The 14315-nt window shown below is 66.6% G+C and carries 16 protein-coding genes and 1 pseudogene; 8 read left to right on the top strand and 9 right to left on the bottom strand.

The window, feature by feature from the left end; genetic code table 11:
- Positions 1 to 68: 68 nt before the first annotated feature.
- The 7 genes and pseudogenes from BKA04_RS06065 to BKA04_RS06095 form a co-directional block, all read right to left on the bottom strand.
- Positions 69 to 779 carry an ABC transporter ATP-binding protein gene (locus tag BKA04_RS06065; protein ID WP_104095608.1) on the bottom strand — a complete coding sequence of 237 codons (711 nt, stop codon included), beginning with the start codon at positions 777 to 779 and terminating at the stop codon, positions 69 to 71.
- Complete coding sequence (locus BKA04_RS06070) at positions 766 to 1575, bottom strand: ABC transporter ATP-binding protein (protein ID WP_232841984.1); 810 nt, start codon at positions 1573 to 1575, stop codon at positions 766 to 768. Before BKA04_RS06070 ends, BKA04_RS06065 begins: the two co-directional genes overlap by 14 nt.
- On the bottom strand, positions 1572 to 2630 hold the full coding sequence (locus tag BKA04_RS06075) for a branched-chain amino acid ABC transporter permease (RefSeq protein ID WP_104095609.1): 1059 nt from the start codon (positions 2628 to 2630) through the stop codon (positions 1572 to 1574). The genes BKA04_RS06070 and BKA04_RS06075 overlap by 4 nt, the downstream gene beginning before the upstream one ends.
- A gap of 110 nt (positions 2631 to 2740) precedes the next feature.
- Positions 2741 to 3610: pseudogene (locus BKA04_RS06080) on the bottom strand (branched-chain amino acid ABC transporter permease); the annotation flags it as partial.
- Positions 3611 to 3622: 12 nt separating this feature from the next.
- Positions 3623 to 4792: a branched-chain amino acid ABC transporter substrate-binding protein gene (locus BKA04_RS06085; RefSeq protein ID WP_232841985.1), complete on the bottom strand. Its 1170-nt coding sequence runs from the start codon at positions 4790 to 4792 to the stop codon at positions 3623 to 3625.
- 92 nt (positions 4793 to 4884) lie between these two features.
- A complete protein-coding gene (locus BKA04_RS06090; RefSeq protein ID WP_104095611.1) occupies positions 4885 to 5565 on the bottom strand; it encodes a GntR family transcriptional regulator in 681 nt (226 codons plus the stop codon).
- 70 nt (positions 5566 to 5635) lie between these two features.
- The gene (locus tag BKA04_RS06095; RefSeq protein ID WP_104095612.1) at positions 5636 to 6757 is read right to left on the bottom strand and encodes a mandelate racemase/muconate lactonizing enzyme family protein; all 1122 of its coding nucleotides are present in this window, start codon (positions 6755 to 6757) and stop codon (positions 5636 to 5638) included.
- Positions 6758 to 6815: 58 nt separating this feature from the next.
- Between BKA04_RS06095 and BKA04_RS06100 the strand changes: the two genes are divergently transcribed.
- From BKA04_RS06100 to BKA04_RS06125, 6 genes are all read left to right on the top strand, one after another.
- Positions 6816 to 7829 (top strand): proline racemase family protein, encoded by a 1014-nt coding sequence (locus BKA04_RS06100; RefSeq protein ID WP_104095613.1) that lies wholly within the window; start codon positions 6816 to 6818, stop codon positions 7827 to 7829.
- Positions 7826 to 8752 carry an ornithine cyclodeaminase family protein gene (locus BKA04_RS06105; protein ID WP_104095614.1) on the top strand — a complete coding sequence of 309 codons (927 nt, stop codon included), beginning with the start codon at positions 7826 to 7828 and terminating at the stop codon, positions 8750 to 8752. The genes BKA04_RS06100 and BKA04_RS06105 overlap by 4 nt, the downstream gene beginning before the upstream one ends.
- A gap of 153 nt (positions 8753 to 8905) precedes the next feature.
- The gene (locus BKA04_RS06110) at positions 8906 to 10462 is read left to right on the top strand and encodes a DEAD/DEAH box helicase (RefSeq protein WP_104095615.1); all 1557 of its coding nucleotides are present in this window, start codon (positions 8906 to 8908) and stop codon (positions 10460 to 10462) included.
- Between the two features lie 79 nt (positions 10463 to 10541).
- Entirely contained in the window at positions 10542 to 11024 is a 483-nt protein-coding gene (locus BKA04_RS12150) for a GNAT family N-acetyltransferase (RefSeq protein ID WP_167309684.1), read from the top strand.
- Positions 11025 to 11187: 163 nt separating this feature from the next.
- Complete coding sequence (locus BKA04_RS06120) at positions 11188 to 11430, top strand: AbrB/MazE/SpoVT family DNA-binding domain-containing protein (RefSeq protein ID WP_104095617.1); 243 nt, start codon at positions 11188 to 11190, stop codon at positions 11428 to 11430.
- Positions 11430 to 11816 carry a PIN domain-containing protein gene (locus BKA04_RS06125; RefSeq protein WP_104095618.1) on the top strand — a complete coding sequence of 129 codons (387 nt, stop codon included), beginning with the start codon at positions 11430 to 11432 and terminating at the stop codon, positions 11814 to 11816. The genes BKA04_RS06120 and BKA04_RS06125 overlap by 1 nt, the downstream gene beginning before the upstream one ends.
- A gap of 25 nt (positions 11817 to 11841) precedes the next feature.
- On the opposite strand, the gene BKA04_RS06130 is transcribed toward BKA04_RS06125, so the two are convergent.
- Positions 11842 to 12384, bottom strand: a complete 543-nt coding sequence (locus tag BKA04_RS06130) for an NUDIX hydrolase family protein (protein ID WP_104095619.1) — start codon at positions 12382 to 12384, stop codon at positions 11842 to 11844.
- A gap of 60 nt (positions 12385 to 12444) precedes the next feature.
- Here BKA04_RS06130 and BKA04_RS06135 point away from each other — a divergent pair, with 60 nt between their 5' ends.
- The gene (locus BKA04_RS06135) at positions 12445 to 13065 is read left to right on the top strand and encodes an alpha/beta hydrolase (protein ID WP_104095620.1); all 621 of its coding nucleotides are present in this window, start codon (positions 12445 to 12447) and stop codon (positions 13063 to 13065) included.
- A 6-nt stretch (positions 13066 to 13071) separates the two neighbouring features.
- On the opposite strand, the gene BKA04_RS06140 is transcribed toward BKA04_RS06135, so the two are convergent.
- A complete protein-coding gene (locus BKA04_RS06140) occupies positions 13072 to 13572 on the bottom strand; it encodes a hypothetical protein (RefSeq protein WP_104095621.1) in 501 nt (166 codons plus the stop codon).
- A gap of 60 nt (positions 13573 to 13632) precedes the next feature.
- Between BKA04_RS06140 and BKA04_RS06145 the strand changes: the two genes are divergently transcribed.
- Entirely contained in the window at positions 13633 to 14190 is a 558-nt protein-coding gene (locus BKA04_RS06145; RefSeq protein WP_104095622.1) for a thermonuclease family protein, read from the top strand.
- Positions 14191 to 14315: the final 125 nt, after the last annotated feature.

Consider the following 14315-nt stretch of genomic DNA (forward strand, 5'->3'; position numbering starts at 1 on the left):
CCTTCCGCGCGCATAATATGTTACATACTACTAAGAACCGCCCCGTGGTCGCCAGACCCTCGAGCGCGTCAGGCGCCGAGATAGGCGTCGATGATCCTCGGATCGGCGATCATGTCCTTCGCCCTGCCTTCGAGCGTCGTCGCGCCCTCTTCGATGACGTACGCGCGGTCGGTGACCTTCAGGGCGGCGCGCGCATTCTGCTCCACCAGGAGAACAGTCGTCCCCTGGTCGCGGATGTCGCTGATCACCTGCATGACCTGCGCCACGATGAGCGGTGCCAGCCCCATCGACGGCTCATCGAGCATGAGCATCTTCGGTCCCGCGATGAGCGCGCGGCCGATCGCGAGCATCTGCTGCTCCCCGCCCGACAGGGTGCCGCCCTGTTGGGACCGACGCTGCTCCAGGAGCGGCAATAACTCGTAGACATGCTTCAGCCGGGAGGCGACGAGTGCGCGGTTCTTCACGAGATACCCGCCGAGTAGCAGGTTCTCGTGCACGGAGAGGGTGCTGAAGATCCGACGGCCCTCCGGGACGTGGATGAGCCCTGCCCCCACGACATCCCACGGCTTGCCCTTCGAGATGTCCGTCCCATTGAACTGCACGCTGCCGGAACTCGGATTCATGAGCGCCGACGCGGTCGAGAGCGTCGTCGTCTTGCCCGCTCCGTTGTTCCCGAGCAGCGCGACGATCTCACCCTCCTCGACCTGCAGGCTGAGCCCGCGCAGGGCCTGCACCTTGCCGTAGAAGACATCGACGTCGTCGAACTCAAGCATCGCCATGAGCCGCCACCTCCTGGTCCTGGTCGTCGGCGTCGTCATCCCTGCCGAGATACGCCTCGATGACGGCCGGATTCGCCTTGACCTCCGCCGGCGTCCCGTCGGCGATCTCCCTGCCGAAGTTCATGACCACGATCCGCTCCGACACCTCCATGACGAGCCCCATATCGTGCTCGATCAGCACGACGGCTGTGCCCAGGTCCCGGATGCGGCGAACCAGTTCGAGAAGCGACTGCTTCTCGGAGTGGTTGAGGCCGGCGGCTGGCTCGTCGAGCAGGAGCAGATCGGACTTGCGGGCGAGCGCCCTCGAGATCTCCACCTGCTTCTGCTGCCCGTAGGAGAGGTTGCGGATCGGCACGCCCCTGCGTCCCCGATAGCCGACGAAGTCGAGCCAGTAGTGGGCTTCCTCGGTGTAGTGCGCCTCACTGTGCTTGAACCGGGGCGTGTGGAAGATCGCGTCGAAGAAGTTCTGGCCGCCGTAGAGGTGCATTCCCGCCCGAACATTGTCGAGCACGGTCATGTCGTGGAAGAGCCTCAGGTTCTGGAAGGTCCTCGAAACGCCGGCGTGCGCGATGTCGGCCGGCCGCTGGCCCGTGACATCGGCGCCATTGAGCTTCACGGATCCGCCGGTCGGCTTGTAGAACCCGGTGATGCAGTTGAACGCCGAGGTCTTGCCGGCCCCGTTGGGCCCGATGACCGCGATGATCTCCTTCGCGTTCGCGCTGAAGCTCAGGCCGTCCACCGCCTTGACACCTCCGAACGAGATCTCGAGGTCCTTGACCTCCAGCACCGCGCTCACTTCTTCAATCCGTTCGCGAAGGCTGCGGCTTCCCGCTGGGCTTTGGTCCGTTCGGCCTCTGCCCCCCGCGGTGGCCACAGGCCCTGCGGCCGGAACACCATGACGACGACGAGCAGCAGGCCGAAGAGCAGGTACCGGTACGCGGCGAAGTCCCGCAGGAGCTCGGGCAGAAGGCTGATGGCGAGCGCGCCGAGCACGACACCCTTCATGTTCCCCATTCCGCCGAGCACCACGGCCATGAGGACCAGCGCGGACTGCAGGAACACGAAGCTCATGGGTGAGATCGCGGTCAGGTGGGAGGCGAACAGCATGCCGCCGAATCCGCCCCAGACCGCGCCGAAGATGTACGCGAGCAGCTTGACCTTGTAGGTGTGGATGCCCATCGCCTCCGCGGCGTCCTCGTCCTCCTTCACGAACTTCCAGGCGCGCCCGAGCCGGGACTTCCCGAGCCTCGCGGCCGCGAGCACGAGCCCGGCGACGATGAGCACCGTGAGGTAGTAGAAGATGATCGGGTTCTGGAAGTCGATTCCCCCGATGGAGAGGAAACCGGGGATGTTGTAGATGCCCGACGGTCCACCCGTGATCGTGAGGTTGTTCGCGGTGATCCTCGTGATCTCACCGAACCCGAGCGTCACGATCGCGAGATAGTCGCTGCGCAGCCGCAGAGTGGGCGCACCGATGATGAGCCCCGCGAGGATGCACATGATGACCACGGCCGGAAGCGTGAACAGGACGGGCAGCTCGAACGCCTTCGCGATGATCCCCGCCGTGTACGCGCCCACCGCGAGGAACGCGATGTAGCCGAGGTCGAGAAGTCCGCAGTAGCCGACGACGATGTTCAGGCCGGCTGCGAGCACCACGAAGATGGCCGCCGTGGTCATGATGTTGATCGCGTACGGCGTGGCGATGAGGAAGGGCATGAGCAGCGCGATGGCGAGCGCCACCAGCCCGATGTACTTGTTCTCGAAGACGCTGCTGATCCAGGCAGCGGCGCCTCGCTTCTTGCCGCCGCCCTCCACCGTGTGGATGCTCTCGGTGCTGTTGTCGATGGTCATCACACACGCTCCGTGACACGCTCGCCGAGGATGCCCGTCGGCCTCAGGGTAAGGAAGAGGATGAGGACGGCGAACGCGAACGCGTCGCGCCACTGCCCTCCCACGAGTTCGGAACCGAAGGACTCGACGAGGCCGAGGACCAGCCCGCCGAGCATGGCCCCGCGAATGTTTCCGATCCCACCGATGACCGCGGCCGTGAACGCCTTGAGACCGATGATGAACCCCATGAGGAAGTCGATCTTGCCGTAATACGCGCCGGCCATGACGCCGGCAGCCCCCGCGAGCGCGGAACCGATGAAGAACGTCCGGCTGATCACGGCGTTCACCTTGACCCCCATGAGCAGGGAGCCCTTCATGTCGAGCGAGATCGCTCGCATCGCCCGGCCGGTCGACGTACGCCGGATATAGGTGTCGAGGGCGATCATGAGCGCGCCGGCGATGAGCATGAGGATGATCTGGGGGATCGTGACGCGCGCACCGAGGACGAGCACGAAGTCGCCGTCCAGACGGACCGGGAACCCGCGAGGGTTCGGGCTGGCGATGGCGGCGACCCCGTACTCCAGGGCGAAGGATGCGCCGACGGCCGTGATGAGCACGGCGAGTCGCGGTGCGCCCCGGAGGGGCTGGTAGGCCAGCTTCTCGACCACGACGCCGATGACGCCCGTGATGAGCATGCTGATCATCATGACGATGATGAGCGCGAACAGGCCCAGCATGTGGAACGTGCCGCCGATGGCCGTGAGGATCGTGTAGCCGATGAACGCGCCGACCATGTAGATGTCGCCGTGCGCGAAGTTCAGAAGTTTGATGATGCCGTAGACCATGCTGTACCCCAGCGCGATCAGGGCATAGAAGGAACCGACGAACAACCCGTCCCAGAAGACCTGCGGAATATCAGAGATGAACTGTGCCATGTGAACCTGCTCCGTTGCAGTTGAGGCGACGGATGCCGTGACCGGCGCTCTTGCCGACCACGGCATCCGCCGTTCGTTTTACTGGAGGTTGTCGAACAGCTGGAAGTCGCCGTCCTTCATGACCAGGATCACGAAGCCACCGTTGGCCAGGGTGTGCTCCGGAGTGAACGAGAGCGGACCGGAGAAGGCGTCGAAGTCCTTGATGCCCTCGAGCGCCTTGATCACGTCGTCCGTCTTCGTGTTGCCCGCGGCCGTGAACGCGGCGGCGGCAAGGCGAACGGCGTCGTAGGACTGCGTCGAGTACGGCTTCGGGTCGTCACCGAACGCCGCCTTGTAGTCGGCGATCCAGCCCTCTGCACCCTTGATGGTGTTGGGGGTCGGCGTCATCGTCGCGTACACGCCTTCAGCGGCCGGGCCCGCGATGGTCGCGAGCGTCGGGTCTGCACTGCCGTCGGCGACCATGATGTCTCCCGTGTAACCGGCCTTGCGGAGCTGGTCGATGATGAGTCCACCCTCCTGGTAGTACCCGGTCCAGTAGAGCAGGTCGGCGCCGGAGCCCATGATGTCGCGCACGGCGGAGGAGTAGTCGCTCTCTCCGGCGTTCACCGAGGTCTTGAGCACGACCTTCGACGTGCCATCCGCCTCGATCTGCTTCTTGGTCTCCGTCGTGATGTCCACCGAGTAGCTGGTGTTGTCATCGACGAGCGCAACCGCCTTGTAGCCCTGCTTCTTGATGAAGGTGAGCGCCGCGGTGGACTGCTGGAGGCCGGTTCCGTTGATGAGGAACACGCTCTTCAGTCCCTCTTTCACGAGGTCCTGCGAGTTGGCGGCCGGGATGATCATCGGGATGCCGGCCTTGTCGAAGATCGGGAGGGTCGGGAGGGTCGCGCCGGAGCAGTAGCCTCCCACGGAGATGACGACACCGCTCGAGACGAGCTTGTTCGCACTCGCGACGGCCTGCTGTGCGTCGCACGCTCCGTCGGCGATCTGCAGTTCGAGCTTGCGACCGTCGAGGATTCCGCCGGCCTTGTTGATCTCGTCGACGGCCATCTTCGCGCCGTTCGCCATGCTCGCGCCGGTCGGGGCACTGCTGCCCGATGTGGGGACGATCATGCCGATGATGATGGGGCCGGAGTCGGTCTTGTCACCGCCACCGCCGCCAAGAAGTCCTCCGCTACACGCGGATGTCGCCAGCAGGACCGCTGTGGCAACGCCCAGCATGCCTAGGGTGCGCTTTCGGGAATTCATTCTCTGCCTCTCCTTTGATGGTGAAAATGTGCCGACGTGCAGTCAGGACGTACTCGATCGAGTGCACTTCGCTTCGAGTACAATATGACATGTTACAGAGACGGGTCAACCTCCGCGGCCGGCCCGGGCCCCCACCAGGCGAGAACGTGGGCGAAATGCGTTGCCATGAGGCTGCGCAGCGCGTCGCTCTCACCGCGCTCGATGAGGTCGAGCATCTCGTGGTGCTCGCGGCCGGACTTGCTGAGCTCGGGCGTGTTCGTCATCTTCGCGAGGCCGACCATCCTGGTCTGCGATCGAAGCTCCTTGACCATCTCGACGAGTCGCCGGTTCCCGTGGAGGCCGATGAGGCCGAGGTGGAACTCGCGATCCGTCTCCAGGAACTCGGTGAGATTCCCGGCATCCGCGTGCTCGCTGATGAGGTCGGCGAGATGACGCCACCTGGGCATCTCGTCCGCCGTGATCGTCTGCGAGAGGTCGGCCATGATCGGAGCTTCGAGCATCGTGCGGATCTCGATGATCTCCTGCAGGTCGCGCTGGCTCACCTGGGTGACGCGGAACCCCTTGTTGGCGACCGACTGGACGAAACCGCGCTGCTCGAGGTCGAGCATCGCCTCGCGCACCGGAGTCGCCGACACCTCGAATTCCGCTGCGAGAAGGGGGACCGTGACCATTGCTCCCGGCGCCAGTTCACCGGAGATGATCGCGGCTGCGAGCGACTCGCGGATGCGCTCGCGAAGGCTCGCGACCTTGTCCACTTTGCCAATACTCGCCATGGTCCTGCCTTCCCGTTTCGGATCGTAGTTGCACTATCGTAAGCGGTTCATTCCGCCCGATCGTCCGCCGTCATGGTCGATGCGGATCGCTCGTGTCGACGCTGAAAACCTGCTCGAGACCGTCCGCGGACACCTCGATTCCGAGCCCCGGGCCGGATGGTGCGCTGCCCCGGCCGTTCACGGATCTCGGTGCGTATCCGGCGACATGGCCGTCGGTCCAGTCGTTCATGAAGGATGCGTTCTGGAAGTTCTCCGGACGCGTGCTGGCGGCGATGTGGCTGACCGCGGCCGTGACGATGTCGCCGCCCCAGGTGTCCTCGACGGAGACCATGAGGTCGAGATCCTGCATGAGGTCCCGCATCCTGGCCGCCTGCGTGAGCCCGCCGACCCGGCTGATCTTGATGTTGATCGACACGGCTCCCGCCACATTCTTCGCCTCGAACACGTCGCGCTGCGTCAGGATCGACTCGTCGAGCACGAGCGGAAGGTCGGAGTGCCTCATGACGAACGCGCAGTCGTCGGTCTCGCGGCAGGGCTGTTCGATGAACACCGGCAACCCGGCCATCTCCCCCAGCGCGACCTGCGCCGCCCGGAGGTTCCAGCCTCCGTTCGAGTCCGCGACGATGATGCTGTCCCTGTCCGCGACCTCCACGACCGCCCGCGTCCTGGCCGCATCGTCGTGCGGATCGTTGCCGACCTTCAGCTGGAAGCGGTGGATGCCGGCATCCTGCCGCTCGACGACGAAGTCGGCCATCTCCTCCGGGCTTCGCAGCGGTACTGCTTCATAGAGCGGGAAGTCCGCCTGGAGCACGCCGCCGAGGAGTGCGGCTATCGGCAGGTCGGCGGCCTTGCCGAGGATGTCCCAGCACGCGACATCGAGCGCGGCCTTGGCGTATCCGCCGCCGAGGAGCGCGTGGTCCATCGTCCGTCTGATGGCGGACAGGTTCGTGGGATCGCTTCCGATCAGCTCCGGCGCGAGCGTGCGCAGCGCCGCCCGTACCTCCGCCCAGTGCGTGGGGAGATAGCGGTTGCCGAGCGGTGTGACCTCTCCCCACCCCTCGAGGCCTTCGTCGGTTCGGATGCGCACGAGCGTTCCGACCTCGGTCGTCGCAGCGCGGCTCCCGGACATGACGTACTCGCCATGGGCGTAACGGAGGTCATAGCCGAAGCAGTCGATGGCCGTGATCTTCATCGATCGTCCTTTCGCCGGCGGCCTCGCCGCCCGATGAGTGGTCGGATACCATTCCAATATGTGGCATATTACAACGCCGGTGCAGGCGACCGACTACCACACCGGCGGGGAACCGTTCCGGATCGTCACCGACGGAATTCCTCCGCTCGCCGGCCGGACGGTCGCAGAACGCCGCATCGCAGCAGCCCGCTCGGATGACGCCGAGCAGTTGCGCAGCCTGCTGTGCCATGAGCCGCGCGGGCACGCCGACATGTACGGCGGCTTCATCGTGCCGCCGGATGACGACGGCGCCGACTTCGGCGTGCTGTTCTGGCACAAGGACGGCTACTCGACCGCGTGCGGCCACGGCACGATCGCGCTCGGCGTGTGGGCAGTGCAATCGGGACGGGTGCAGCAGGCCAGAGACGGCGTGACCACCGTCACGATCGACGTTCCCTCCGGCCGGGTCACGGCGCGCGTGCACAGCACGGCCGGCGACATCACGAACGTGGTGTTCGAGAACGTCGAGAGCCACGTCGTCGGCACCGCGATCACGGTTGACACCGCTCGCGGCCCGGTGAGCGTCGACCTCAGCTACAGCGGAGCGATCTACGCGTCGGTCCCTGCCGCATCCGTCGGACTTCGCGTGCGGCCGGAGGACTATGCAGAGCTCATCGCGATCGGGCGGGAGATCAAGTGGGCGCTGAACGCGCATCCGCTCGCACGGCATGCCGCAGACGATCGACTGAGCGGCGTGTACGGGACCATCCTGTTCGACGACCTCGGTGACACCCCGGATGGCGTGCACCAGCGCAATGTGACGGTGTTCGCCGACGGCGAGGTCGACCGCTCCCCGTGCGGTTCGGGAACGGGGGCCAGATTGGCCATTCTCGCCGAATCCGGGCGGCTCGCAGCAGGGCAGACCCTCATCCACGACTCGATCGTCGACACCCGGTTCCTCGGGCGCTACCGTGCAGGTTCGACCCCTGGCACCATCCTGCCGGAGGTGGAGGGCATGGCCTTCGCCACGGGCACCCACTCCTTCACCCTCGATCAGACCGACCCGGTCGGAACAGGATTCGTGCTCCGATGACCAGCCCCACCATCCCCTGGATCTCCGCCGACGAGGTGTATCGCCGCGTGAGCTTCGGCGACGCCGTCGCGGCGTACCACCGCGACCTTCGTGCCGGGGTCGACCCCGCTCACGACCTTCCGAAGCACATCGACGACCTGCGCAACGGTCAGGTGCTGCAGATGCCGACGCAGAGCGAGGAGTTCCTCGGCGTGAAGGTCGTCACGGTCGCACCGGGCAATCCGCACAGGGGCCTCGAGCGCATCCAGGGCCACTACCTGCTGTTCGACACACCGACGCTCACCCCGCTGGCGATCATGGATGGCGTCGCGCTCACGACGCTGCGCACGCCCGCCGTGTCCGCCGCCGCGGCCGACCTGCTCGCCCCGGACGAGTGCGAGCACCTGCTCATCTTCGGATACGGTCCGCAGGCGTGGGGGCACGTCGAGGCGCTGCGGAGCATCCGGAACATCACTCGGGTGACTCTCGTGGCGCGCAACCGCGACAGCGCACAGGTCCTCGCGGACCAGGTCACCGCATCCGGGATCGACGCCCGCGTCGGGACCTCGGCCGACGTGGCGGATGCGCAGCTCATCGTCTGCGCCACGACGGCGCGCGAGCCCGTCTTCGACGGATCGCTCGCACCGATCGACTCGTGCGTGATCGCGGTCGGCAGCCATGAACTCGATGCCCGCGAACTCGACACCGGCCTGATCAAGCGCTCGCAGGTGTTCGTCGAGGACCTGGGGCATGTCCAGCTCGAGGGCGGCGACATCATGATCCCGGTGGGCGAGGGCGCCATCACGCTCGATCACGTCTCGACGCTGCGCGACCTCGTGACGGGCGCAGTCGACGTCGACCCCTCGCGCACCCGCGTCTTCAAGAGCTCCGGGATGCCGTGGGAGGACCTTGTCGTGGCCGCGGAGGTCTATCGGAGGGGTTGAGCCGGCGCTCCTGCTACACTGAGAGCACTTGCGAGCACAATTCGCGTGCTCCCTGCGTCGTAGAACGCATCACCGCCCATCATCGGGCTGATCTTTTGCTGCGGCGAACAAATCTGGCCATCGCCACGTTTGCCACCTAGTACAGAAACAACCATGACTGAATCAACTTTCGGCGCGCTCGGCGTGCCCACTCCCCTCGTCGCCGTCCTCACGAAGGCCGGCATCGAGAGCCCCTTCCCGATCCAGGAGGACACCCTCCCCGACACGCTCCGCGGACGCGACGTGCTCGGACGCGGCAAGACCGGCAGCGGCAAGACGCTCGCCTTCTCCCTTCCGATGGTCGCGAGGCTCAAGGATGGCGGTCGCCCGCAGTCCGGACGCCCGCGCGGCCTCATCCTCGCGCCCACCCGCGAGCTCGCCACGCAGATCACCGCGACACTCGCACCTCTCGCCTCGGCGTACGGCATGTCCGTCACCACGATCTTCGGCGGCGTCTCCCAGCAACGCCAGGTCGCAGCCCTCAAGGCGGGCGTCGACATCGTCGTCGCCTGCCCCGGCCGCCTCGAGGATCTCATGCAGCAGAAGTTCGTGACCCTCGATGCGATCGAGATCACCGTGCTCGACGAGGCCGACCACATGGCCGACCTCGGATTCCTGCCGGTCGTGACACGCATCCTCAACAAGACGCCGGACGGCGGCCAGCGGATGCTCTTCTCCGCCACCCTGGACAACGGCGTCGACAAGCTCGTGAACCGTTACCTGCACAACGAGATCCTGCATTCGGTGGACGACGCGACGAGCCACGTCGAGGCCATGACGCACCACGTCTTCGAGGTGGACGGCGTCGACGCGAAGAAGGACCTCGTGCAGGCGCTCGCCTCCGGAACCGGCCGCCGCATCCTGTTCATGCGCACCAAGCACCACGCGAAGAAACTCGCGAAGCACCTGACGGAGGCCGGCATCCCGAGCGTCGACCTGCACGGCAACCTCTCCCAGCCGCAGCGAGACCGCAACCTCGCGACGTTCGCGTCCGGTGAGGCCCGCGTTCTCGTCGCGACGGATGTCGCCGCGCGCGGCATCGACATCGGCGAGGTCGAACTCGTCGTGCACGTCGACCCGCCTGCGGAGCACAAGGCGTACCTGCACCGCAGCGGCCGCACCGCGCGCGCGGGCAGCTCGGGCGATGTGGTCACCGTCGTGCTTCCGGCCCAGAGGGCGGATGTCGCGGCGCTGCTGCGCAAGGCGGCCATCGCGGTTGCACCCCAGCGGGTCACCTCGACCTCCCCTGCCGTCACCGAGCTCATCGGCGAGGTCGCGGTCTACGTCAAGCCCGCGCCGCGAGAGGCGAAGCCGCTGCGCCACAAGGGACAGGGCGGGCAGCCGCAGGGCGGCCGTTCCCAGGGCGCGAACGCTCAGCGCAAGCGCGCGAACCGCGAGCTCGGCAATGGACACAGTGGTGGGCGTGTCGCCGACGGTCGCAGCGCCGGCTCTCAGGTTTCGGACGCACCGCGCCGGGACCGCTCCGGCCGACCCGCCGCATCCGGTTCCGGACAGGGCGCCCGCGCCGGCCAGGCACGCGCCGGCCAGGCACGGTCGGGCCAGGCCCGCACCGGCCGCAACCCCGGTGGTTCGCAGCGCAGCTTCACGAGCTATAGCACCTCGACGCCTACCGGCGGCGCACGCCGCACCGGCCGCCGCGCCCAGGGCTGACCGCGTCAAAGGGGTCCCATAGTGATCCTCCCCATCACAAGGAAGGGAACTGTGGGGCCCTTTTAGGTACTCTCGGACCGTGACGACGAAGATTCGCCGAGCGGTACTCGCCGATGCAGAACACATCGGCCCCGTGCACGCCCAGGTGTGGCGGGAAACTTATCGCGGCATTCTCTCCGACCAATGGATCGCCAATGTGTCAGAAGAGGAGCGCGTCACGCGGTGGCGGCTCATCTTGGGCGAGCTGAACCCAGCCCGCCAATGGGTCGCAGAAGTCGACGGGATGATCGTCGGCTTCGCCGCATCCGGGCCGCCGCGGGATGCCGAACCGATTCGACCCCTGGAGCTCTGGTCGATTCACCTCCTGCGAGAGAACAGTCGCGCCGGGATCGGCACCGCGCTCGTCCAGGCGGCACTCGGTGATGCGCCGGCATCCGTGTGGGTAGTAGCGGCGAACCGGCCCGCGCAGCACTTCTATCGCGCCCTGGGTTTTTTCGCCGATGGTGCGCGCGACGTCCTCGCCTTCTGGGAGAACATCCCCGAGTTGCGCATGACCCGCTGAGTAGTAGAGCCGGCCCTAAGCAGTCGAGCCAGCCCTAAGCAGTAGAACCAGCGCTGAGCAGTAGAGTCGGCGCTCGCGAGCCGTTGTCCACAGATTCACCTGAGCCCCTCATCGCCTGATCCACCGTAGTTATACTTCGGGTATGACAGTTATACTTGAGGGTATGACTCACACGATTGGCGCCAAGGGACAGGTCGTCATCCCGAAGCAACTCCGTGACGACCTGAAGATCCAGCCCGGCCAGGAGGTCGTCTTCGAGCGGCGCGGCGACGATGTTCTCCTGCGCAAGGCTCCGACGGCGACGCCGACCACGCCCCTCAAGGGGCGCTTTCGTGGCAGCGCGCTCACCGAAGCGCTGCTCGATGCCCGCCGTGAGGACCGTTTGGCCGAGGGTACCGACAACTGATGTCAGTCGTACTCGACTCCTGGGCCATCATGCGACTACTCGAAGGGGCTGAGCCCGCCGCGAGCCGCGTGCAGGAGCAACTCGACTCCGGGACGGCGACCATGAGCTGGATCAACCTCGGCGAGGTCTTGTACGTACTCATCCGTTCCGTCGGGTCCGACGCGGCGAACGCCACCGTCAACGACCTTGAGAAACAGCTCGACGCAACACTCCCGGATCGTGCCACGATCCTGGAGGCCGCCGCCATCAAGGCAAGGTACCGGATGTCGTACGCCGACGCCTTCGCCGCGGCTACCGCCGTGCGTCTCGAGTTTCCGCTGTGGACAGGCGACCCCGAGCTGACGCTCGCCGAGGTGCCCTGGACCACCGTGAACCCGAGCAGCTGACCTGGTCGGACGAGACGCACGATCCTTACGGCAGACACCCCACCGAGGCGAGAGCAGCCCGGATGAGAACGCCGCGGCCACCCTCCATCTCGCGCGCGATCCCGTCGCTCGCGGCCTCATCCGGTGCGAGCCAGGTGACCTCGAGCGCGTCCTGCCGAGGCTCGCACGTTCCGGTCACCGGTACGACATAGGCGAGAGAGACCGCGTGCTGGCGATCGTCGGTGAACGCGCTGAGCCCCGGCATCGGGAAGTACTCCGCCACGGAGAACGGCACCGGGCTCGGCGGCAGCTGCGGGAAGGCCATCGGTCCGAGGTCCTTCTCAAGATGGCGGAACAGCGCCTCGCGCAGGGTCTCGCCGTACATGACGCGCCCGGAGACGAGCGTGCGGGTCATCTCCCCCGTGTGCGATGCCCGCAGCAGCACCCCTACCTCGACGACCCGGCCGAGCCCGTCGATGCGCACGGGAACGGCTTCGACGTAGAGCAGCGGAAGGCGCATCCGGATGCTCGTGAGCTCGTCGTCCGACAGCCATCCGGAATTGGGGTCTGGCGTGCCGACGGAGCTCATGCTCCATTGTCGCCCATGCGCGACCCGGTGCGAGGATTGGGGAAACGAACGGGGGCCTCCATGCGAATCGACTCGGATGCCGTCATGTGGTCCGCACCGGAGCGTGAGCGCGCCGGCCGCCCGCTTCTCGTTCTGCTTCACGGTTTCGGTGCGACGGAGGGCGACATGTTCGCGTTCTCCCGGCACCTGCCCCTCGCCCCGGTCATCGCGTCGGTGCGCGCACCCCTGTCGGCCGGCAGCGGCTACACATGGTTCCCTTCGGACGATGCCAGTTCGGAAGAGCGGCTGGACTCCATCGCGGACGTCACCGCCGCGCTTCTGGACTGGGTCGACTCGACGACCTCGACGGGTGTCGGCATCATCGGATTGTCGCAGGGCGGCACGATGGCACTCGAGATGCTGCGCACCAGTCCCGATCGGTTCGCCTGTGTCGTGAATCTGAGCGGGTTCGTCCTGCCGTCGGACAACGCGGGCGATGCCCTGCTCGCGGAACGCAGGCCCCCGGTGTTCTGGGGCAGGGGAACCAGCGACGAGACGATTCCGACCTCGCTCATCGACCACACCGGCGACTGGCTGCAGCGGCACTCGGCCCTCACCGGCAGGATCTACGAAGGGCTCGGGCACGCGGTGTCGGATGCGGAACTCGGCGAGGTGAGCGCCTTCATCCGCGAGCACCTCTAGCCGGTTTCAGCGCCTCCAGCGGAACGCGAGGATGACGACCGTCGAGGTCAGCGTCGCGAGGCCGAGCACGACGAGCATCGGGGAGCCGAAGAACGTCAGCTGGGCCAGGAGCGACACGAGGTAGCCGTCGACACCGCCGAAACCGGAGGTGCGCTGCCATTCCGCCACGAGGAAGAGGAAGCCGATTCCCGCTGCGATGAAGACGACGCCGAGTGCCCAGAGCACGATGATCCACGGGTTCAGGCGCTGCCACCAGGCGCGGGCGTGCGTTTCGCCCTCCGCGACGGCGGGGGCGACGGATGCAGGGCCCGTGACCGGTTCGACCTCCGGTTCCGGAACGGCGAAGTCCGGGACTCCGGGAGCGATGCCCGTGCTCGGGATCGCCGACTCCTCCCGCAGGGGTCCGCGCGGAGGCTCCTCGCGGTGCACTCGCGGGTCGTAGCCCGGCTGGAATGCCGGACTGAACCGCGGGTCGAATTGCTTGCTCACCCCGCCAGAATCCGTCATGTCGCCCTCCTCGCGTCGAGTCTATCGATGGGGTGCGGCGCCCCTCGATACAGTGTCGCTATGAAGAGGATGTCGACGACCATTCTCCTGATCCTCGTACTCGTTATCGTGATCGCCGTCGTCGTGGCGAACCTTCCGGAGCAGACGACCGGTGGGCCGCCCACCGGAGGCGACCCGGCCGCCGTCGAGATCGCCCGGCCGGCGGGGGCGACGCTGTCCCACATCGCCTACGTGCACGACGGGGACACCCTCTACCTGCAGCCGGACGGGACCACCTCCCGGGCGGATGAGATCACGGTGCGTTTGATCGGGATCGACACCCCGGAACTGCGCCCCGAGGTGCAGTGCTACGCCGTCAAGGCTCGCGACTACCTCCGCCAGCAACTGCCGGAGGGCACTGAGGTGTGGGTCGAATCCGACCGTGAGAGGCTCGACCGGTACGGACGCACCCTGCTCTACCTCTGGAAGCAGGATGGAACATCCGTGAATCTCGACCTCGTGGAGAAGGGTTACGCGAGTGCCCTCACGATCCCGCCGAACGACTCCTACCACGGCGAGTTCGAGGCGGCGGAGCGTGCGGCACGCGCTGCCGACCGCGGCCAGTGGGGCTCGTGTTGACCGCACTTCACGGGTGGCCGGGACGCTCATTTCGCGCCCGCCCCCACCCGCGTTGCCCTCTCCTCGCCCTGTTACTGTTGGCTGAGGTGAGCCGGTGAGAACGCGTCGGCTCGGAAGGAAAGGGC

Source organism: Terrimesophilobacter mesophilus, from assembly GCF_014200375.1.
Taxonomy (GTDB): Bacteria; Actinomycetota; Actinomycetes; order Actinomycetales; family Microbacteriaceae; genus Terrimesophilobacter; species Terrimesophilobacter mesophilus.